A 19,526-nucleotide genomic window follows, 5' to 3' on the forward strand; every position below is an offset into this window, starting at 1 on the left:
AAAAAGGTGCATCGCAATTTCTACAACACACCTTCTAAATTCATTTTAAAAAGAAATCCTAGTGGAGGAAATGGCGGGAACCGGTGAACATCATGATTAGGCCCAATTCATTGGCGGCCTTGATCGAATCTTCATCGCGGATGGAACCACCCGGCTGGACGATCGCCTTGATCCCGGCCGCTGCCGCACTACGCACAGAATCATCAAAGGGGAAGAAGGCATCGCTCGCCAGATAAGCCCCTTGAGCTTTTTCGCCCGCCTGTTCAAAGGCAATTTTTGCGGCGCCGACCCGGTTCATCTGACCAGCACCCACACCGACGGTGGCCCGATCCTTGGAAACAAGAATCGCATTGGATTTCACGTGCTTACAGAGCTTCCAAGCGAAGAACAATTCCGCTAGATCGGCCTCGCTGGGTTGCTTCTCGGTGACGCACTGCCAATTTGCAGGATCTTCAATTTGAACATCAGCATCCTGGGCCAAAAAGCCACCGGCGATCGCCTTTAGGGTTTGGGTGGGGCCAGTGAGCAGATCAGGAAGGGTCAAGACCCGCAAATTCTTCTTCTTCGCAATGATTTCCCGCGCTTCTGGGGTACAGTCAGGGGCAACCACACATTCTAAAAAGACTTTCCCCATTGCCTCAGCCGTCGGGCCATCGAGGGGTTTATTTAGGGCGACAATGCCCCCAAAGGCAGACACAGAATCAGCGGCAAAGGCTTTTTCGTAGGCTTCTTGTAACGTTGAACCCAGGGCGACACCACAGGGATTGGTGTGCTTGAGAATGGCTACAGCAGGATCCCCATCGGGAAATTCCGCAATGATCCGTCGCGCCGCTTCGAGATCTACGAGGTTGTTGTAGCTGAGTTCTTTCCCCTGGAGTTTTTCGGCGGCAGCCCAACCACTGGCCTGGGTGCCGGTCTTGTACCAAGTGGCTTTTTGGTGGGGGTTTTCGCCGTAACGGAGGGTTTGCACTGCTTCGCCACTGATCCCTAGCCGTTGGGGTAAGTCGGCATCTGCATTGACGGTGCTGGCAAAATAGCTGGAAATTGCCTGGTCATAGGCATAGGTGAGAGCAAAAGTTTCCCCGGCCATGCGCTGCCGGAATTCAAGGGTTGCGGTGCCGCTGTTATTGCGCAGTTCCGTTAAATATTCGTCGTAATAGCGGGGGTTGGAAATCACCGTGAGGCTACCAAAGTTTTTCGCCGCTGCCCGGAGCATCGCGGGGCCACCAATATCAATTTGCTCAACGGCTTCGGGAACGGTCACACCTGCTTTGGCGATGGTCTGCTCGAAGGGATAAAGGTTGACGGCGACGAGGCTGAGGGGTCGAATGTCGTTGTCCGTTAAATCCTGGAGGTGTTCGGGAAAGTCCTGACGCGCGAGGATGCCGCCGTGGATTTTGGGGTGGAGAGTTTTCACACGGCCACCGAGGATTTCTGGGGAACCGGTGTAATCGCTGACCTTGGTGACGGGAACGCCCGCATCCTTGAGGGCTTTGGCGGTGCCACCACTACTAATGATGTCAAATTCAAATTCTTCTACGAGTTGCCGGGCAAATTCGACGATGCCAGCTTTGTCTGAGACGCTCAATAGTGCTAAACGACGTGCCATATCCGCGATTTCCTTATGTGAACCAGCGTCCCATCATACGCGATCACCTTTACCTTCTTCAAACGATTACAGGGGCATCTGTCAGGAAGGATTAACAGCTCTCAGCGGTGCGACAACCCTGCACCCATTCGCTCATCCCCCCGGCAAAAAATTCCTTTTTCCAGATCGGGGCATTGTGTTTAATCGTGTCGATGCCATAGCGACAGGCAGCAAAGGCTTCGGCCCGGTGGGGACAACTGGCGGCGACGAGGACGCTAATTTCACCAATTTCTAGCTTGCCGATGCGGTGGTGAATCACGACTCGATTTGTGTCGGGCCACTGTTGGCGGATGTCGTGGGCGATCTGCTGAAAAATGGCGATCGCCATCGGTTCGTAGGCTTGGTATTCAAGATAATGGACGGCCTTGCCATCACTGCGATTCCGGACGGTACCGCTCATCACCACCACGGCCCCACTGCCAGGATCTTCGGCGAGACGGTACACCGTATCAAAGGAGAGGGGAGCAAAGGCGATCGCAAACTGATCGTGGGGATAGGTGGGGACGCGCATCGGGTTTCATCTAAAAGCTTATGCTAGTCTAAAGGACGGTTCTTTCTTGATGCAAAACGTCTATGGCTTCGCAACTCCGGGTTTTTGTGCCTGATCATCCCCTCCTCAAGCATTGGTTGGCGATCGCCAGGGAAACCAATACCCCCACACCCTTGTTTAAAACCGCCATGAAAGAACTGGGGAAATGGCTCACTTATGAAGCCTGTCGCTATTGGCTGCCCACCCTCGATGCCGCCGTTGAAACTCCCCTTGCCCAGGCCCCAGCCACCTTAATCCATCCCCAAACGCCGCTTATTGCAATTCCCATTCTGCGGGCCGGACTGAGTCTGATGGAAGGAGTCCAGGAGGTAATCCCCAACATTGCGGCCACCTACCACCTCGGTTATCGGCGGGACGAACAAACCCTTGAAGTAGGCTGTTATTTAAATAATCTACCAGAGCAATTTGACCCAGAAACTCGCCTGCTGCTCCTCGATCCAATGTTAGCCACGGGGGGAACAATCACGGCGGCCATGGCTGAAGTGACAAAACGCGGGGTTGCCATGGAGAATGTGCGCATTGTTTCCGTAGTTGCTGCTCCCCCAGCCCTCCAGAAACTGAGCCTAGACTATCCTTCCCTGCAAATTTATACGGCGATGATTGACCAAGAACTTAATGATCAAGGCTTTATCGTGCCTGGTCTAGGGGATGCAGGCGATCGCACCTTTGGCACCCACTAAATCTCTGACGTTGGTTTGCCAGGGGACAAAAAAATCAATCTTCCGGCAGCGGTCATTCCCGTGCAAAAATCTTTGCAAATGTACCCTAGTCAAGAGCGATCCCCAACCGTTAAGCTTAAGGTAGCACTGAGAAGAATCAAGGATTTTGGTTTCCTATGAGTCAACGCGATGGATTTGGAACGGGGTTCCTGTTGGGCACTATTTTTGGTGGTGTTGTGGGGGGCATTGCCGGGGCGATCGCCGCTTCGAAAGTCAAGGACAATAATGCCCCGCGTCAGGCTCAGTGGTCAGAGGAAGAAGAACCCCTCAGCTTTGATACCGAAGAAGGAATGGAAATGGCCCGTCGCAGTTTAGAGAATAAAATTGCTCAATTAAACGGTGCCATTGACGATGTCCGCCAACAAATGACGGTGTTGCATCCCCACAATGGCCAAGAACCCTTGAACCCCAATTCTTGATATCCGCACCCAAGCAATTTTGCAACATCGGTTAAGATGAACGACAAAGGCCCCATTGTCAGGTCTTCAGTTTTTTATACGGTAACAGGAATATGGCAGCCGAATTATTACGAGTCAGCCTCGGAAACTTTATCCAGATTTATCTTCTGCTTCTCATTGTCCGCATTCTTCTCAGTTGGTTTCAGACCGCAGATTGGGCAATGCAAGTGATGGGTTTTCTGAGCCCTGTGACCGACCCCTACCTTAACCTGTTCCGTTCGTTTATTCCGCCCCTAGGCGGGTTGGATCTGTCTCCCATTGTGGCGATTTTCTTGCTCCAGGCTGTTGGTGGTGTCCTGGGTGGTGGCGCTTTGTTCTAAAGGCCCTAAGTTTTTGGCGATCGCCCCCCATTGTGATTTTTCAGTTGGGGGCATCAGTTCTAGGAAATTTTTCAAGTTTTTTCCACAAAAACAGTTCTTTTTCCACAAAAATTTGGAAGTTTTCCACAAGAAACCCGGCCAAATCTTAAGGAAACGTAAAAAACTACTTTGGCGATCGCCATCGTCATTGAGAAAAAATTGGCTGAAGCGTGATGAAAATTGAGATATTTTTCGTACTACAAAAAGCAGTGGGTCTTTAAGAGCGTTCTTCGCTTCAGATTAATCTGACAAACTCTGCAACTCATCAGTAATAAGATTTTGCCATTCTTCATCACAGTGAGTATTTAAGTGAATCGATGAAACGAGGAGTTCCGATAGGATTTTTCCCCGTTGGCGATCGCTCAAATCAGTGAGCTGTAATTGATGAATGAGAGAAATTACTTGTTGACATTCCTCTTGAAGTTCTAAGAGCAATGCATTTAAGGTTTCATTTTGAGTGTTGATTTTTTTTTCAACAATCTGCATTAGTTTTTCCCTAATCATTCACTGTCGGAATTTTATCGAGGGACACAAACGATGCCCAAGCCTGCCATCTGTCGAATATGCTCATCAAAGGCAAAAATCTCTGGTATTTGAAGCCGCTGAGACATAATTAACAAGGAGCAGTCTGTGTAGCTCCATTTTTTATCATCGTATTTTCTGAAGGTTTCCCAAATGGCATCATCATCACTGTCAGATAGATGGCAATATTGATGTTCTGTACGCAAAATTTCACCCAGTTGTACGGAAGCTTTACTAGAAACTCTTGTACGAAACCATGTCACAGTTTCATCAAAGACCGTTTTTAGTATTACCCATTCTTTTTCTGGATGACTCACTACATATTTTCTGGCGGTTTGGTTATGAGTTTCTGTTTTGACGAAGAACGCAATTAATGCAGAGGTATCTACGAGAATTTTCGATGTAGACATTGTTAGTATAAGTCTCGATCCAGATTTTCTGCGTAGTTTGTAGTACCTGTTTGATCTGCCAATTCCCAAGAATTTGGGTTTGTGACCTCAAATGTTCCACATAGCTCCCATGTCTTTGTCGTTGTAGGAGATCTTTTTTCTAAATATTCATTCAGTGCTTGTAAAAGAAGAGTTTGTAAAGGCTGGTTTTGTGCCTCTAGTTTCTGGATCACATCGTCTGGAATATTGACAATAACATTCATAAATTATCTAAAGATAAAACATTTATTATTTAAGTATTCCTTTGAGTGGTTAATATTACATTTAGAAAAACTCAAAATTAGTAGACTTTTAATATTCAAATCTAAGTAAACAATTTTAAGAAATTCTTGATATCCTCCAGCAAAGTATGTTCAAAGTCAAAAATATCTTTATGCTTCAAAATGTATTCTAATTCACTAACTGAGCATTTACGTCCAGCCTGTTTAGAGTCTTTTTTTGAGCGTGTATCATACCGCAGATAAATACTTAGCCAAAACTTATCGAATTCTTTGAGAGATAGTTTTCCCTCTTCTCCCATGCATTCTTTTAAACAATTTTGCCATGAGCTTAAACAATCTGCATAAGTAGAGTCGGATTTTTTAATAGCTTTTAATAGAGTTTCTAATTCTCCCGAGTTATTGACATTGGTAAAATAAGTACCTATTTCTAGATCAATATCCTGCACAGATAAAGAATACAGATTTCCGACTTCTTGAATTATACTTATGTCTCCAAAAACTGTGCTTAGACAATCATTGACTAGCTTTAATTTTTCTTCTTGAGAATCATAATCCTGATCGATAATAATCCCTATCTTAGATATATTTCTTTTGAATAAGCTATCGGATAGACTTTTGATGGCTTTCGTCAATTTATCTGAATTCAATCCACTCAGACATTCATAATTATCAATGTTAATAGGAGAATCAACTATCAATTCATTAATTTGCATTTTTTCTATAAGAGCCTCGAAGAAAGCCTTATCATTTTTGCTTTCAACAATCAAAATATTTGCCATATAAATAACTACTCTCCCCGAACAGGCTTGTGATGCTCCAGTTCGTATTGTAAATCATCAATACTTCTGGTAATAGCGATTGTTTTTTGAGTGCGAGGATTTTCTGCTAATTCGATATATGCTCCTTGTTCAGAATATTTTTTTCCTGCTAAAGCAAATGCTTTGATCATTTCTAGGCTGTGTGTTGTTGCAAATATTGTCACATCAAATTCCTTAGAAAGTCGAAATAATAGCTCCCAAAATTCTTTTTGATTAGTATGGTGAATACCATTCTCTATTTCATCTACAAAAATGACTTTGTTATCCTCACTTAAAATCTCTAGTGCAATAGATGAACATCTATATGTTGCATCACCAAACAAAGAAATTGGGAAGCCTCTTTTCTGATTGTCTTTTCTTAAAAATAGAGTTGGTTCAACAAATGAATATGTCTCAGCTTCTACAATGGAAGGATCTAAAATTTGAATCATTTTCAAGAAGTCATCACTTTTTCCTTCATATTTTACTCTGTCATACTTTTTTGCAATTTCCTGACCTGATATAGGCACAGATGATGGAATCACAGGTATGTCAATCTCATCGGGAAAATCTGGAGAATAAAAGCCGCGAGAATGAGCTACTAAATTTTTCTTGATAATTTCTTCTGTATTGATCTGTTGTTGTATTTGTAAGATTGATATCGAAGAATTGTCTTCAGAAATAATTCCCAATAAGTCTTTTATGTTTTCATCTTCATTAAATATTTCAGACTTTAAAGATTGGGCAACTAATAATTTGATCTTTTTACATTGACTGTCAAATTCCCCTTGCAGGCAAATCTTCTTCGTTATATCTTGATTGTAAAAAAGACTATTCCATGCTTCTTTGGGCTGCTTTTTTAAGGAATCAGAGGATTGTTTTCTTGCCTTTTTTATGCCAAGAGTGCTATTGGGGTGAGGATAAAAAAAGAGTAACAATGCTTCTAGGAGAGAAGTTTTTCCGATATTGTTTTTGCCTCCAATTAAATTAACTTTTTTGAAGCCATCTACTTTTAAAGATTGGAAACTACGAAAATTTTTGATTTCTATAGTATTTTTCATTCTTTTGATTCTCATACTAAAAATGAGATTTTACATGGAGGAATGCAAAATCTCATTATAGGTGAAGTTTGAATATATTTTCCTATTTTGCGCCAACGGGCATACCGAGGAGATCCTCAATCTTCGGCATATCTTCCAGGGCAATTACGCGACCCTCATCCTCAAAACCATCAATCTCATTGAAATTGAGGTAACGGTACAGATCACCCTTAAACGGATCAATCTTCTCAGAGACGATCGCCTGATATTCTTCCACCGTGGGAATCTTGCCGAGGAGCGCACAAACTGCCGCCAATTCCGCAGAACCGAGGTACACTTGCGCCCCCTTACCCATGCGGTTGTTGAAGTTCCGGGTCGAAGTGGAGAAGACCGTTGCATTATCTTCCACACGGGCTTGGTTCCCCATACAAAGAGAACAACCAGGCATTTCTGTCCGTGCCCCTGCCGCCGCAAAGACACCGTAAACCCCTTCATCCCGGAGTTGCTTTTCATCCATACGGGTGGGCGGACAAATCCAGAGACGACCTTTGACAACACCAGCCCCTTCAAGGATTTTCGCTGCGGCGCGATAGTGACCAATATTCGTCATACAGGAACCGATAAAGACCTCATCCACTTTGTCCCCTGCACATTCAGACATCAGTTTGACGTTGTCAGGGTCATTGGGAGCCGCCACGATAGGTTCCTTGATCTCGTTGAGGTTCACCTCGATCACATCGGCATATTCCGCATCAGGATCGGCAGACATCAGAGAAGGATTCGCGAGCCATTCCTCCATCTTTGCAATGCGGCGCAGCAGAGTCCGGGCATCGGAATATCCTCGCGCAATCATGTTCTTCATCAGCACGACATTAGACCGCAGATATTCCGCCACGGTTTCTTCACTGAGTTTAATCGTCGAACCAGAACAGGAACGCTCGGCAGTGGCATCGGTCAATTCAAAAGCTTGCTCCACCTTGAGATCCGGCAGACCTTCCATTTCCATGATCCGGCCATTGAAAACATTGATTTTGTTCTCTTTGCCGACGGTCAGTTTGCCCTGTTGCATCGCCACCCAAGGAATCGCATTGACGATATCGCGGAGGGTGACACCGGGTTGCAGTTCGCCCGTAAATTTCACGAGGACAGACTCAGGCATATCGAGGGGCATCACACCTAATGCCGCCGCAAAAGCCACCAAACCGGAACCTGCGGGGAAGGAAATCCCTAACGGAAAACGAGTATGGGAGTCGCCACCGGTCCCAACGGTATCGGGCATCAACATCCGATTCAGCCAAGAGTGAATAATGCCATCGCCCGGCTTGAGGGCAACACCGCCACGGGTCGAGAAAAAGTCCGGTAACTGTTTGTGGGTTTTAATGTCTACGGGCTTCGGATAGGCTGCGGTATGACAGAAAGTTTGCAGGGTCAAGTCTGCGTTGAAACCGAGACAGGCCAATTCTTTCAACTCGTCACGGGTCATGGGGCCAGTGGTATCTTGGGAACCCACAGTGGTCATGATCGGCTCGCAGGATGTCCCTGGACGCACGCCGGGGAGACCGCAGGCTTTCCCGACCATTTTCTGGGCGAGGGTAAAACCTTTACCAGTATCTTCTGGCATCGAAGGACGCACAAACAATGTTGTTGGCTCAAGTCCGAGGGCTTCACGGGTTTTGTCGGTGAGGGCACGGCCAATGAGAAGGGGGATCCGACCGCCTGCGCGAACTTCATCAAGAATCGTTTCGGGCTTCAGTTCAAAAGTCGAAACGGTTTCGCCTGCTTCGTTGGTAATTTTGCCTTCATAAGGATGGATGGTAATGACGTCGCCAGTTTTGAGTTTGCTGACGTCACATTCAATGGGTAGTGCGCCGGAGTCTTCAGCGGTATTGAAGAAAATCGGGGCAATTTTCCCACCGAGGATATAGCCCCCTGCTTTTTTGTTGGGGACAAAGGGAATTTCGTGGCCGAGGTGCCATAGTACGGAGTTGATCGCTGATTTCCGGGAGGAACCGGTACCGACCACATCACCAACATAGGCAACGGGATGGCCTTTTTGCTTCAGTTCAGCAATGGTTTCTAAGCCCTCTGGCATTTTGGACTCTAGCATTGCGAGGGCATGGAGGGGAATGTCGGGGCGCGTCGTGGCGTGGGGCGCGGGGGAAAGGTCGTCGGTGTTGGTTTCACCGGGCACCTTAAAGACAGTAACGGCGATCGCCTCGGGAACTTTGGGCTTGCCAATAAACCAAGCGGCCTCAGCCCAGGCATCAATGACTTGTTTGGCGTAGGGGTTGGTAGCGGCGAGCTCGAGGACATCGTTAAAGGCGTCGAAGACCAACAGGGTTTTGCTCAGGGCAGTGGCGGCGGCACTGGCAATATTGCTGTCGTTGGCTTTGAGCAATTCCACCAAAGATTGGACGTTGTAGCCACCGACCATCGTGCCCAGGAGATCTACTGCGCCTTGGGGACTGATCAGGGGACAGGTAATTTCTTTTTTAGCAATGCCTGTGAGGAATCCGGCTTTGACATAGGCAGCTTCATCAACGCCGGGGGGCACGCGATCGCGCAGTAAACTCAGCAGTTCTTCTTGTTCTGCTGTGGGGGGATTTTTGAGGCGATCGCAGAGTTCGGAAGTTTGTTCTGCGGTGAGAGGTAAGGGGGGAATTCCTAATTGGGCGCGTTCAGCGGCGTGTTTGCGGTAGGCTTCTAGCATAGGGAGATCTATCGGTTATCTAACGTTTTAGATACTCTATTGTAATGCCCGCTGTAATGGCGCTATGGGTGAACAATCTGGGTCTTGGATTGTCCACAAGGGTAAGGAAGTATTGATGGGTTTAAAGAATTTTTTGGAGCAAACGATAAATCAGGGTAAACAGGGCGATCGCCGCCACCAAGCCCGCCCCAACTAAAACGGCGATAATTGCGAGGGTGGTGAATTCCACGGTTTGCACCAGGAAAAAAGCCGCACCCAGGGTAATCGCGCCGAGGATCACCATTTCTTTCAGTTCGAGGATTCTCAGGGCGATCGCCAAAATGATTAACCCCATGGCCGCCCCCCAAACGCCCATACCCACATTACCCGCCAGGAAAGTCCCCACAAGGGGCATCAAGAATACTCCCTGAAAGCCCGTAAACCCCGCCCCAATTAGAAGTGGCACCACAGAACCAGTCGGTGCTTTCGTCGGTGGCGGTGTTTTTTTGGGTGGAGCAAGCGGTGCCTGTTTTTGTTGTTTAGGGGGTTTCGCTGGAGCCGGCGGCTGAACCCGTGTGCTTGAGGCGGCGGGTTGTGCAGGGGCTTGTTGCTGGGCAGGCAACTCTAAAAGTTTGAGGGCCACCTGGGCAGATTTTGGGCGATCGCCTGGGGTGGGTTCCAACATCAAATCCAAGAGTGCGCCAAATCGGGGTTCAATGTTTTGGATAAATTTGCGCCACTGCCATTTATTTTGATACCCATCAAATAGCGTTTCCGGCTTTTCCCCCGTGAGCAACACAATACAGGTCACCGCCAATGCATAGAGATCCGTGGCCGGATAAACCTGCGCCCCTCGCATCTGTTCCGGTGGTGCATAGCCCGGTGAATAAATCCCCGTCGAACGTTGGGATGCACTGGCCACTCCCGCTCCCGCCGTGACCTCTTTTACTGCCCCAAAGTCCAAAAGATAAAGTTCACCGTCCACATGGCGCATAATATTTGACGGTTTAATATCTCGGTGGATTGTCCCCTGGTCATGGACAAAGGCCAAAACCTTTAACATCGACACGAAAATTTCTTTGACTTCTCTCTCCGGCAACTTGCCCCGCTCCGCTAATTCCTGCTCCAGATCTTTCCCCTCAATGTACTCTTGCACCAGATAGAAATATTGCGCCGTTCCCTGGCCCTGGGGTTGCGGCACAATTAACGGAAAAAACGCAAACAAATCCGGGATTTGGGGGTGACGGTTGCCGATTCGTTCTAAAACATGGGCTTCCCGTTCAAACAATTCCTGGGCCATGGCCAACTGCTGATCGTCTAAATTTCCCATCGGTTGGAACTGTTTCACCACGCACAAGCGCATAGTCGGTGTGTAGCGATCTCGCGCCAAAAAAGCTGTCCCAAAGCCCCCTTGGCCGAGAAGTTTCTGCGGGAGGTAGCGGCCACCCAAAATTAAATGCATCCCGCAACTGGTGCAATATTTCTGCTGGGCCGTTTTTAGGTGGGTTGGATCATCGAGATCACTAAAATGATTTTGGGGATGGTGACATCCGGGACGGGTGCAGAGGATCTCCATGCCAAGGTTTAAAAATGAGGTAAAAAAAGAGCATCAATTTGCCCCCCATCCTAACAGAGAACCTTTTAGTAGAGTTCGTATTTCAGCAGGCGACATTCCAAGCCACCGTTATAGACCACAAAGCGCCGTGATGCCCGCAGCCCGACCCGTTTCGCCAGTTCTGCATTGCCCGTGAGAATATAGCCTGTCCAGCCTTTAAACCGCTGTTTAAAAATATCGCCAATACGTTTGTAAAGGAGTTCCAAATCTTCATCGGCACCGAGGCGATGGCCATAGGGCGGGTTACAGATAATCACACCATGGTCGGCGGGCGCTTCCACCTGTTCCAATTCCCGACAAGCCAGTTGAATGTGCTCCGCAACCCCACAATTTTCCGCATTCGTCCAGGCCTGTTGAATCACGTTTTGATCCCGGTCTTGGCCAATGATCGGCTGTTGCAGTTGATCCTTGGTGGCGTATTCGGCGTCGTTGAGGAGGGTTTGCCAAAGGTCTGCGTCAAAATCCTGCCAATGCTGAAACCCAAAATCCCCTTGGAACAGACCCGGCGCAAAATTCAAACTCTTCAGGGCCGCTTCAATGACAAAGGTGCCAGAACCGCAGAGGGGATCGACGAGGGGCAGATCCGGTGTCCATTCTGCGAGATCGAGGAGGCCAGCGGCAAAATTTTCCTTGAGGGGGGCTTTCCCCATGGCAGGTCGATAACCCCGACGGTGCAAGCTGTGGCCAGAACTATCGAGGCTGAGGGTACAGCGATTGTCCCGAATGTGAGCATTGATCAGCACATCCGGATCCTCGACATTGACGCTGGAGCGATCGCCAAATTGATCCCGCTGTTGATCGATGATTGCATTTTTCACCTGGAGGGCCGTGAAATGGCTGTGATTGAGGTTTTTATTTTTACCGGTGCAGGTCACCGCAATGGTTTGGTTGGGGACGAGGTATTCAGACCAGTCAATGCTTTGCACGCCGCGATAGAGTTCCTTCGCCGTAAATGCCTTCACTTTTTTGATTTGCACCAGCACCCGAAATGCTAACCGTGACCAGAGATTCACTTTGTATAACAATCGGCGATCGCCTTGGAAAGACACCCCGCAATATTCTGTTTTCACCGCCTGGGCACCGAGGTTTGTCAGTTCCTGGGCCGCGAGGTCTTCGATGCCCTGGGCTACCGTTGCAAAATAGGTTTGCATTCTATATTTATCGCCTGAAATTGTTTGCTGGAAAGATTACCCCCCAGTGTAAGGGATGGGGCGATCGCCTTTTCCCTTTGCTAAATTCGGTAGGATAGAACGTACATCATCCAGCACGAGGGACGATTCCATGACCGTTGCCACGAGCCGACCCGTCCTCACCGAAACCCAAAGCTTAACCCTGCCTGGCCGCTACAACTGGGAAGAATTCCAGGCGATCCAAACGGCGCTGGGGCAAACTGTCAGCCTGCGGATCACTTACCTAGACGGAGTAATTGAACTGATGACCCTGGGGGAATACCACGAATCTATTAAGACGATCATCGGCTTTCTCGTAGAACTGCATTTGTTCAATCAAGGGATCGAATTTTATCCCGTTGGGAGTGCGACCCGGGCTTCGCGAGAAAAATCCGTTTCCTTCGAACCAGACGAATCCTATTATCTCGGTGAACAAAAAGAGCAGCCCGATCTCGCCATTGAGGTCAATGTCACCAGCGGTAGTCCCCAGAAACTTGAAAAATATCAACGCCTCGGCATTCAGGAAGTTTGGATGTGGCAAGCGGAAAAATTTTCAATTTATGTCCTCGAAGAAAACACTTACCAAGCTTTTCCCAAAAGTAAATTGCTGCCAGATCTTGACTTTGAACTGTTGGCGAAATGTGTGTTGATGCCGTCGCGATTAGAAGCAATTCAGACCTTTACGGCCCAATATCCCCAAAAATAATCAATCCAGATGCCAAATGGGGTTTAAATCTAGCTCAAAGCCGGATAAAACTTGTTCTCCAGTAAGGTAACTGGGTTGTTCTAAAGTTTCGAGAGCTTGATTTTCGCGATAAATTTCTACTCGCTGCGTCGTCGGATCAATCAGCCAACCTAATTTTGCGCCATTGTCTCGATATTCCTGCATTTTTTCTTGGAGCGTTTGGAGGCGATCGCTCGGAGAACGAATTTCCACAACAAAATTTGGACAGAGGGGCGGAAACTTCGCTTTTTCGGCAGCGGTGAGGGCATCCCAACGGTGACGGCTTACCCAGGCCGCGTCTGGAGAACGGTGAGCACCATTGGGCAACTTAAAGCAAGTGGAAGAATCAAATGCAACACCAAGAGTTTGATGATTGCGTTCCCAAGCTCGCACCTGAAACGATAAATCCATATTGCGTCGCCCGGTTTCGCCGCCCGTTGGTGGCATGATAATCAATTCTCCTTGGGTACTGAGTTCAAAGCGGCAGTCCGGATTGTTTTGACACAACTCGAAAAATTGTTCGCTACTGAGCCGCCATGTATCGGGAAGACTGAGGGTGAAATTCATCGCACTAGACCCCATCGCCAGAAAGTTTTGTCTGCATCCAGCTTAGCTTGCCTGTTTCAAAAAAAAGGCGATCGCCTACATCATGTTAGTTAGGGAAAATAAAATATTGTGAGAGGAGGGGCGCAGTTTTTATACCAACACCGCATTTTAGTTTAGATAAAGTTTTAAGATCCTTCCAAGAAGGCGTTCGAGCTGCACAATAGTTTTTGCTACTTTTATAGAATCTAGCTTTTTCAATTTTGGTTCTTTTTCTTTAGCAAAATTTAGAATCTCAAGAATTTCTTTTTCAGATGAATCGAGTAGTGATATTTGAAGCAGATTTCCTGTTTCCGCTAGTAATTGAGACTCCATCTTCTCATTAACAGCAATACAAAAAACGAAGTCAAGCTTTGCCTTTTTTGCTGCTTCTAAGAGGATGTCTGAGAAAATATTGTAAAGATTACGCCAAGCGCCTCAGAAGGATGCGAATGGATGCTAGATATATCCACGCTTCCGCACTCCTCGTATTACATTCATAGTCTCGACTCAAACGGCGGCACCAGTAAAACCAGCCAAAGGTTCTCTCCACTACCCATCGCCTTGGTAATGCTGTGAATCCTTTGCACTCCTCCGGACGTAATACTTTCTCCAATATCCAGCCAAACTTGTCCATTACCCAGCGCACAAGACTTTCTCCGTGATACCCCCCATCCACATACAACAGGTAAAAACACTCTAGATTCAGTCCCATCCTTTGGATTCGTGCCAACAATAGCTTTAATCCTTGACCTTCCGCGGTGTTGGCGGCAGTTACCACTACGGCCATCAAAATGCCCAAGCTATCCACCATGATGTGTCGTTTGCGACCTTTAACTTTCTTATTTCCATCAACTCCAACATCCTGATGAATCATTGTTGCTGTATCCACCGATTGAGAATCCACCACCCCATAGCTCGGTGAGGAGGGTGGTCATGACCTGTGGTGCGTTCCCACTGATGGAGAGTTTGGTTAATACGTTCGAGGGTGCCATCGTCACGCCATTGGCGGAAGTAGTGATAGACGGTTTGCCATTTGGGGAAATCATGGGGCAGTAAGCGCCAGGCGATACCACCCATGAGGATATAGAGGAGAGCATTAACGACTTGACGCAGGTCAGTGGAGCGGGGACGACCACCCGATTTAGCTGAGGGAAGTAGGGGTTTAAGGAGAGACCATTGGTCATCGGTGAGGTCTGTCGGATAGGATGTAGACATGATTTTTGAGATTAGAGATTTATGTACTTCTACAGGCTAAATCTCTATTTTTTTATCCGCCATACCCTTCTCAGACATCCTCTAAAAAACAAGCAATAAAAAAGGCGATCGCCTGACCGCCTCATTACTTTCACAAAGGATTTTTTAAAATCTAGAAATTTTAATTAACTTGCTTCAGCATCACTCGGGATCAACCGTAAGAAAGCATCAAAATCAGCAATGGCATTGTTATATTCCGTTGATGTTGCTGCCTCATTTTTATTTTGGGCCGCGACATCAAGACGTTCTAGGTGGGCAAAGATTTCATCAATAAAGTTCTTCGCCGCTTTTTGATCACTCGGCAGCAAAGTATTTGCTAAGTAGGTGAGGTCACGGCGTAGGAATCCCAGAGGCCCGTGGATATAGGTACGGGTATCAATCCAGTTATTTTCCTGGACAAATTTACCAAGAGTTTCCATCCCTTGGCGCGCCTCATCGACCGGGGTGGCATACAGTTGAATTTGGGCAAGCCGATCAGGGGTATAGGTATCGGGGACTTTGGCCGCGGGGCCAGAGCAGCTAACGAGAAAAGTGGTGATGACCACCAACAGCAAGGACAAAACTGACCGCAAACGTAGCATCATGGTTATGTATTAAAGCTTAATGACGTTATCAGGTTTTCAATTGCCAACATCATCTCACAAATGGGACTGAGATCAGGTTTTCGACTAGCGCCATTCATATTTTTTTATGGCTCCCCTGGTTCCCTAGCCGAGAAATTCACTCAGTACAGGGGCGATCGCCTCCGGAAAATGCTCCTGGGGATAATGCTTGGCTTCGGGCAGGGCTTCCCAACGGTGGGCGGTTTCTGTTTTGACCCAGTTTTTGATCTGGTCATTGTCTAACCAAGGATCTTGAGTCCCCCAAAGAAACAGGGTCGGTTCCGGGCGATTTTTGAGGCGATCGCCCAAGTCCGGCAACACCTTCGGCAAATCAAAGCGACGCACGGTGGTCATCAGGGCGCGGCCCACAGCGGAACTCGTTTTGTAGGGTTTACGGTAGGTGGCAAGATCAGGATCACCAATCACGAAGCCACTGCCTTTTTCGAGGGTGCGGTCTACTAATAGCGGATCCTGGGTGAGCATATCACCGGCGAGGGGTAGGCCCCACTGCTGCATCACCCAGGGCAGTTTACTCCCCGGCAGGATCGGGCTATTGAGAATGACCAGGCGATCGCATAGTTCTGGTTCGTTGAGGGCAAATAAAACGCCCACATGACCGAGAAATCCCTGGGTGACAATGTGACAACGCTCAATTTCTAAAGCGGCGAGAAAGTCCTTTAACGCCCCTTGAAAAGCCTCGGCTCGGTAGGAAAATTCCCGACTGCTGGGGTAACTCGAAAAACCAGATCCGGGCCAATCCGGGGCAATACAGTAAAAATTTGCAGCGGCCAAGCGTTTCATGACACCACGCCAACCGTAACTGTGGGATGGCAGTCCGTGGAGAAAAAGGATCGGCAGGCGGCCATTGTCTAATTTTTCAGTCTCGCGGTAGAACCAAGTGAGGTCTCTGACGGTAATTTTTTGTTCGGCGATCGCCATGATTTCATTAGCCCCCATAACAGTGAAGTGAAATTTTCACTGTGGCACACTCCTCGACCAAAACAAAGTCCCCTGGGTGAAGCGAGATAGAGCCAGGGAGATGCTATCTTTTTGGGAAGTTTGATCAACGCCAAATAACCCCGTGGAAAGTAAATCGTCACTCCCTCTCTTTTTTCAGAAACCTTCTGGCACCCAACTGTTGGGTCTTTTAAGCGCCTTACTGGTGGGCCTCGCTGTACTGATTAGCCATCAGCCCCAACTGAACCCTAGCAATGTTTTGCCCCTATGGATTCCGGTCTTGGTCTCAGCGATTATGGCGGGGATCTCTGGGGTGTGGATCGTGCCCCTGTTGCGACGGCTCAAAACGGGTCAAATTATTCGCGAAGAAGGTCCCCAGGCTCACCTCAAAAAAGCGGGAACTCCCACCATGGGTGGCCTCATTTTCCTGCCTGTTGGCCTGGTAGCTGGGGTGATCTTTACGGGGTTTGATCCAGAGGCGATCGCCGTGGCCCTCGTGACCCTCGCCTACGGTGTGATCGGTTGGGTAGATGATTGGCAAGTGCTGCGCCTCAAATCCAATAAAGGCATTTCCCCCCGGATGAAGCTGATCCTCCAAATTGCGATCGCCGTGGTGTTTTGTATCTGGCTCGCCGTCACCGCTCCGGAACTGACCACAATTACCTTCTTTGCAGGGCTGAGTTTACCCCTCGGCATTTTCTTTTGGGCCTTGGCCGGATTTGCGATGGTCGCCGAAAGTAATGCCACGAACCTCACCGATGGTGTTGATGGTTTAGCCGGGGGCACAGGGGCGATCGCCTTCCTGGGTGTGGGTGCCCTCGCTTTACCTGAACATCCGGGCTTGAGCTTACTCTGTGCTTGCCTAAGTGGAGCTTGTCTGGGCTTCATTTACCACAACCGTAATCCCGCAAAAGTTTTCATGGGAGATACTGGTTCCCTGGCCCTGGGGGGCGGCTTGGCCGCAGCGGGAATTCTCAGCGGTAACATTTGGGGCCTGCTGATTATCAGTGGCATTTTTTGCATTGAGGCCGTTTCTGTCATTGCCCAAGTCAGTTATTACAAAGCCACCAAAGACGAAACAGGTCAGGGAAAAAGATTGCTTAAAATGGCGCCCATTCACCACCACCTAGAACTCAGTGGTTGGCCCGAAACCCAGATTGTCGGCGCTTTTTATCTGATTAACCTGGGCTTAGTCCTGCTCAGTTTTGTCCTGACCTAAAAAGCCAATTGAGCACGCTAAAATTAGAATCAATTTTCCTTTTTTTCCTAGGCATCCATGACCCTTATTTCTCCCCTTGCAAAAGCCTCACGCAAAGAATCGGGTCGCACCGTTGGCCGGGGTGTTCGTCCCTGGGGAATTATGTTTGCCGCTAGCTTGGCACTCCTGGGCGGCATTGGCTCTCGCTTGGCTTTTTTGCAACTCGTTAAGGGAGAGGAACTACGGCAAACGGCCCGCAGCAATAGTGTCCGCATTGCGCCCAAACCACCGATCCGGGGCAATATGTTCGACCGTCATGGCAAGGTATTGGCGACAACAAAACTCGCCCATGCCGTCTATGTGTGGCCCGTAGCTCGCACAAGACCCGATTGGCCAAAAACAAAACAATTGCTCTCTCAGTTGGTGGGCATTGCCCCCAACGAAATTGAAAAGCGCCTAGAATCCCAAGATATCTACGCTACTGAACCTTTGGCGATCGCCCGTAATCTGACCCTTGCCCAAGTCACCGCCATCGAAGAACATCACCAGACCCTCGCCGGGGTAGAGGTGATCATCGAACCCGTTCGTTACTACCCTGAAGGCGATACGGCCTCCCATATTCTCGGTTATACCCGTGAATTAACCCCCGAAGAATTCGAGGCCCGCCGCACCGAGGGCTATCGTCTCCAAGATTACATCGGTAAATTAGGTCTAGAAGCATCCCTAGAATCGCGTCTGCGTGGGGAATGGGGCGGTCAAGAAATTCAAGTAGACCGCGATGGCCGGTTTGTAAAAATGCTCGGGGAAAAACCAGCCCAAGCCGGAGAAGATCTCCGCCTGACCCTTGATGCCGAACTCCAAAAGGTTGCCCAGAGGGTTTTGGGACGGCGCAAAGGGGCGATCGTGGCCCTCGATCCGCGCAATGGCGATGTCTTAGCGATGGCGAGCTACCCAAGCTTTGATCCCAATATTTTTTCTGACCGCATTTCCCCTGAAAAATGGGCCGCCGTCACAGCCCAGGGCGATCCCTTCATTAACCGGGCCATTCGTGGGTTTCCCCCAGCGTCGACCTTCAAAATCGTTACCGCCGCTGCCGGGATGGAATCTGGCAAATACCCAGCCAATACAGTGTTGAGTACTAGCCCTTACCTTGCCGCTGCCGGGGTTCGTTTCTACGAGTGGAACCGGGCTGGCTTTGGCGCCGCCGGCTACGTGAAAGCGATGGCCTGGAGTAGTAATACCTTTTTTGGCCAAGTGGGACGGGGTGTTGGCGGCGAAACGCTCATTGATTGGTCGCGCCGCTTTGGGTTTGGTTCACCCACTGGCATTGAACTCAACGAAGAAACCAGTGGCCTAATTCCGGATAATGATTGGACCCAAGCGCGCCTCGATCGGCCTTGGAATGTGGGGGACACTGTGAATATGTCCATCGGTCAAGGTTTAACTTTGGCCACCCCCCTACAAGTGGCCCAGATGTTTGCAGTGACAGCCAATGGAGGCTATTTGGTCAAACCCCACCTCGTCCAAACCGATACCCCGGTAAAAACCTCCCTCAACATGGCCCCTAGTACCCTAGAAACCATTCGTAAAGGCCTGCGGGCTGTGGTTACTAATGGTACCGGCACAGTGCTAAATGTCCCTGGCATTCCGACGGCAGCGGGTAAAAGTGGTACCGCCGAGGCACCCCCCCGGGAAAACCATGCTTGGTTCGGTGCCTTTGCTCCCTACGACGATGCCGAAATCGTTGTCGTGGCCTTTGCGGAACACTCCGGCGGTGGTGGTGGTTCTGTGGCCGGGCCAATGGTGCGGGATGTGATGGCTGCTTATTTTGAACTCAAGGGAAAGGCCGAAACTCCGGAATCTACATCAGCAATGCCAGAATAGCCAGAATGGATAGCTTGTCGTTGAGCTGCGTTCAATAATTTCAGCAGAATATGGCACAATGGGCAGGTTCAAATTTCCACAACTGA

21 protein-coding genes are annotated in these 19,526 nt (G+C 48.7%); 6 read left to right on the forward strand and 15 right to left on the reverse strand.

Annotated features, from left to right (window positions below):
• Nucleotides 1-58 precede the first annotated feature (58 nt).
• Nucleotides 59-1,609, reverse strand: a complete 1,551-nt coding sequence (gene purH, locus AWQ21_RS07720) for a bifunctional phosphoribosylaminoimidazolecarboxamide formyltransferase/IMP cyclohydrolase (protein WP_065714039.1) — start codon at nt 1,607-1,609, stop codon at nt 59-61.
• Between the two features lie 91 nt (nt 1,610-1,700).
• Entirely contained in the window at nt 1,701-2,159 is a 459-nt protein-coding gene (locus AWQ21_RS07725; protein ID WP_065714040.1) for a molybdenum cofactor biosynthesis protein MoaE, read from the reverse strand.
• A 62-nt stretch (nt 2,160-2,221) separates the two neighbouring features.
• Here AWQ21_RS07725 and upp point away from each other — a divergent pair, with 62 nt between their 5' ends.
• The 3 genes from upp (at nt 2,222) to AWQ21_RS07740 (ending at nt 3,695) form a co-directional block, all read left to right on the forward strand.
• Nucleotides 2,222-2,878 carry a uracil phosphoribosyltransferase gene (gene upp, locus AWQ21_RS07730; RefSeq protein WP_065714041.1) on the forward strand — a complete coding sequence of 219 codons (657 nt, stop codon included), beginning with the start codon at nt 2,222-2,224 and terminating at the stop codon, nt 2,876-2,878.
• A gap of 155 nt (nt 2,879-3,033) precedes the next feature.
• Nucleotides 3,034-3,336: a hypothetical protein gene (locus AWQ21_RS07735; protein ID WP_062434476.1), complete on the forward strand. Its 303-nt coding sequence runs from the start codon at nt 3,034-3,036 to the stop codon at nt 3,334-3,336.
• A 92-nt stretch (nt 3,337-3,428) separates the two neighbouring features.
• Nucleotides 3,429-3,695 carry a YggT family protein gene (locus AWQ21_RS07740; RefSeq protein WP_012307299.1) on the forward strand — a complete coding sequence of 89 codons (267 nt, stop codon included), beginning with the start codon at nt 3,429-3,431 and terminating at the stop codon, nt 3,693-3,695.
• Nucleotides 3,696-3,974: 279 nt separating this feature from the next.
• Here AWQ21_RS07740 and AWQ21_RS07745 read toward each other — a convergent pair whose 3' ends face one another.
• The 8 genes from AWQ21_RS07745 to AWQ21_RS07780 all read right to left on the reverse strand — a co-directional run bounded on the left by AWQ21_RS07745 (nt 3,975) and on the right by AWQ21_RS07780 (nt 12,218).
• Nucleotides 3,975-4,220, reverse strand: coding sequence for a hypothetical protein (locus tag AWQ21_RS07745; protein ID WP_065714042.1), 246 nt, complete (start codon nt 4,218-4,220; stop codon nt 3,975-3,977).
• 32 nt (nt 4,221-4,252) lie between these two features.
• On the reverse strand, nt 4,253-4,666 hold the full coding sequence (locus AWQ21_RS07750) for a type II toxin-antitoxin system VapC family toxin (protein ID WP_065714043.1): 414 nt from the start codon (nt 4,664-4,666) through the stop codon (nt 4,253-4,255).
• A 2-nt stretch (nt 4,667-4,668) separates the two neighbouring features.
• Nucleotides 4,669-4,908, reverse strand: coding sequence for a hypothetical protein (locus AWQ21_RS07755; protein ID WP_065714044.1), 240 nt, complete (start codon nt 4,906-4,908; stop codon nt 4,669-4,671).
• 101 nt (nt 4,909-5,009) lie between these two features.
• Nucleotides 5,010-5,705: a DUF3226 domain-containing protein gene (locus tag AWQ21_RS07760; RefSeq protein WP_065714045.1), complete on the reverse strand. Its 696-nt coding sequence runs from the start codon at nt 5,703-5,705 to the stop codon at nt 5,010-5,012.
• Nucleotides 5,706-5,713: 8 nt separating this feature from the next.
• On the reverse strand, nt 5,714-6,784 hold the full coding sequence (locus tag AWQ21_RS07765; RefSeq protein ID WP_065714046.1) for an ATP/GTP-binding protein: 1,071 nt from the start codon (nt 6,782-6,784) through the stop codon (nt 5,714-5,716).
• Nucleotides 6,785-6,866: 82 nt separating this feature from the next.
• Nucleotides 6,867-9,473, reverse strand: a complete 2,607-nt coding sequence (acnB, locus tag AWQ21_RS07770) for a bifunctional aconitate hydratase 2/2-methylisocitrate dehydratase (protein WP_065714047.1) — start codon at nt 9,471-9,473, stop codon at nt 6,867-6,869.
• A gap of 121 nt (nt 9,474-9,594) precedes the next feature.
• Nucleotides 9,595-11,028 carry a serine/threonine-protein kinase gene (locus tag AWQ21_RS07775; protein ID WP_065714048.1) on the reverse strand — a complete coding sequence of 478 codons (1,434 nt, stop codon included), beginning with the start codon at nt 11,026-11,028 and terminating at the stop codon, nt 9,595-9,597.
• A gap of 65 nt (nt 11,029-11,093) precedes the next feature.
• On the reverse strand, nt 11,094-12,218 hold the full coding sequence (locus AWQ21_RS07780; RefSeq protein ID WP_065714049.1) for a class I SAM-dependent RNA methyltransferase: 1,125 nt from the start codon (nt 12,216-12,218) through the stop codon (nt 11,094-11,096).
• Between the two features lie 130 nt (nt 12,219-12,348).
• Between AWQ21_RS07780 and AWQ21_RS07785 the strand changes: the two genes are divergently transcribed.
• On the forward strand, nt 12,349-12,942 hold the full coding sequence (locus AWQ21_RS07785) for a Uma2 family endonuclease (protein WP_065714050.1): 594 nt from the start codon (nt 12,349-12,351) through the stop codon (nt 12,940-12,942).
• On the opposite strand, the gene AWQ21_RS07790 is transcribed toward AWQ21_RS07785, so the two are convergent.
• From AWQ21_RS07790 to AWQ21_RS07810, 5 genes are all read right to left on the reverse strand, one after another.
• Nucleotides 12,943-13,527, reverse strand: coding sequence for a Uma2 family endonuclease (locus tag AWQ21_RS07790; RefSeq protein ID WP_232314918.1), 585 nt, complete (start codon nt 13,525-13,527; stop codon nt 12,943-12,945).
• A gap of 147 nt (nt 13,528-13,674) precedes the next feature.
• Nucleotides 13,675-13,878, reverse strand: a complete 204-nt coding sequence (locus tag AWQ21_RS07795; RefSeq protein WP_065714052.1) for a hypothetical protein — start codon at nt 13,876-13,878, stop codon at nt 13,675-13,677.
• A gap of 88 nt (nt 13,879-13,966) precedes the next feature.
• A protein-coding gene (locus AWQ21_RS07800; protein WP_315862169.1) for an IS5 family transposase occupies nt 13,967-14,760 on the reverse strand; the annotation gives its coding sequence in 2 pieces (ribosomal slippage) (nt 13,967-14,467 and nt 14,470-14,760; 792 coding nt in all).
• A 164-nt stretch (nt 14,761-14,924) separates the two neighbouring features.
• Complete coding sequence (psbQ, locus tag AWQ21_RS07805; RefSeq protein WP_083997989.1) at nt 14,925-15,383, reverse strand: photosystem II protein PsbQ; 459 nt, start codon at nt 15,381-15,383, stop codon at nt 14,925-14,927.
• Nucleotides 15,384-15,506: 123 nt separating this feature from the next.
• Nucleotides 15,507-16,358 carry an alpha/beta fold hydrolase gene (locus AWQ21_RS07810; protein WP_232314920.1) on the reverse strand — a complete coding sequence of 284 codons (852 nt, stop codon included), beginning with the start codon at nt 16,356-16,358 and terminating at the stop codon, nt 15,507-15,509.
• A 124-nt stretch (nt 16,359-16,482) separates the two neighbouring features.
• Between AWQ21_RS07810 and mraY the strand changes: the two genes are divergently transcribed.
• Both mraY and mrdA read left to right on the forward strand, forming a co-directional pair.
• Nucleotides 16,483-17,577: a phospho-N-acetylmuramoyl-pentapeptide-transferase gene (gene mraY, locus AWQ21_RS07815; protein WP_065714053.1), complete on the forward strand. Its 1,095-nt coding sequence runs from the start codon at nt 16,483-16,485 to the stop codon at nt 17,575-17,577.
• A 57-nt stretch (nt 17,578-17,634) separates the two neighbouring features.
• Nucleotides 17,635-19,440: a penicillin-binding protein 2 gene (gene mrdA / locus AWQ21_RS07820; protein ID WP_065714054.1), complete on the forward strand. Its 1,806-nt coding sequence runs from the start codon at nt 17,635-17,637 to the stop codon at nt 19,438-19,440.
• Nucleotides 19,441-19,526: the final 86 nt, after the last annotated feature.

Source organism: Picosynechococcus sp. PCC 7003, from assembly GCF_001693255.1.
GTDB lineage: Bacteria > Cyanobacteriota > Cyanobacteriia > Cyanobacteriales > MRBY01 > MRBY01.

Excerpts from the sequence above, each read along its gene's own strand:
- acnB (WP_065714047.1), bottom strand. The coding sequence starts at position 9,473 with ATGCTAGAAGCCTACCGCAAACACGCCGCTGAACGCGCCCAATTAGGA.
- AWQ21_RS07755 (WP_065714044.1), bottom strand. The coding sequence starts at position 4,908 with ATGAATGTTATTGTCAATATTCCAGACGATGTGATCCAGAAACTAGAG.
- AWQ21_RS07790 (WP_232314918.1), bottom strand. The coding sequence starts at position 13,527 with ATGAATTTCACCCTCAGTCTTCCCGATACATGGCGGCTCAGTAGCGAA.
- mrdA (WP_065714054.1), top strand. The coding sequence starts at position 17,635 with ATGACCCTTATTTCTCCCCTTGCAAAAGCCTCACGCAAAGAATCGGGT.
- purH (WP_065714039.1), bottom strand. The coding sequence starts at position 1,609 with ATGGCACGTCGTTTAGCACTATTGAGCGTCTCAGACAAAGCTGGCATC.
- AWQ21_RS07725 (WP_065714040.1), bottom strand. The coding sequence starts at position 2,159 with ATGCGCGTCCCCACCTATCCCCACGATCAGTTTGCGATCGCCTTTGCT.
- AWQ21_RS07810 (WP_232314920.1), bottom strand. The coding sequence starts at position 16,358 with ATGGGGGCTAATGAAATCATGGCGATCGCCGAACAAAAAATTACCGTC.
- AWQ21_RS07780 (WP_065714049.1), bottom strand. The coding sequence starts at position 12,218 with ATGCAAACCTATTTTGCAACGGTAGCCCAGGGCATCGAAGACCTCGCG.
- AWQ21_RS07785 (WP_065714050.1), top strand. The coding sequence starts at position 12,349 with ATGACCGTTGCCACGAGCCGACCCGTCCTCACCGAAACCCAAAGCTTA.
- AWQ21_RS07765 (WP_065714046.1), bottom strand. The coding sequence starts at position 6,784 with ATGAAAAATACTATAGAAATCAAAAATTTTCGTAGTTTCCAATCTTTA.
- psbQ (WP_083997989.1), bottom strand. The coding sequence starts at position 15,383 with ATGATGCTACGTTTGCGGTCAGTTTTGTCCTTGCTGTTGGTGGTCATC.
- AWQ21_RS07775 (WP_065714048.1), bottom strand. The coding sequence starts at position 11,028 with ATGGAGATCCTCTGCACCCGTCCCGGATGTCACCATCCCCAAAATCAT.
- upp (WP_065714041.1), top strand. The coding sequence starts at position 2,222 with ATGGCTTCGCAACTCCGGGTTTTTGTGCCTGATCATCCCCTCCTCAAG.
- AWQ21_RS07735 (WP_062434476.1), top strand. The coding sequence starts at position 3,034 with ATGAGTCAACGCGATGGATTTGGAACGGGGTTCCTGTTGGGCACTATT.
- AWQ21_RS07760 (WP_065714045.1), bottom strand. The coding sequence starts at position 5,705 with ATGGCAAATATTTTGATTGTTGAAAGCAAAAATGATAAGGCTTTCTTC.
- AWQ21_RS07745 (WP_065714042.1), bottom strand. The coding sequence starts at position 4,220 with ATGCAGATTGTTGAAAAAAAAATCAACACTCAAAATGAAACCTTAAAT.
- AWQ21_RS07740 (WP_012307299.1), top strand. The coding sequence starts at position 3,429 with ATGGCAGCCGAATTATTACGAGTCAGCCTCGGAAACTTTATCCAGATT.
- AWQ21_RS07750 (WP_065714043.1), bottom strand. The coding sequence starts at position 4,666 with ATGTCTACATCGAAAATTCTCGTAGATACCTCTGCATTAATTGCGTTC.
- AWQ21_RS07795 (WP_065714052.1), bottom strand. The coding sequence starts at position 13,878 with ATGGAGTCTCAATTACTAGCGGAAACAGGAAATCTGCTTCAAATATCA.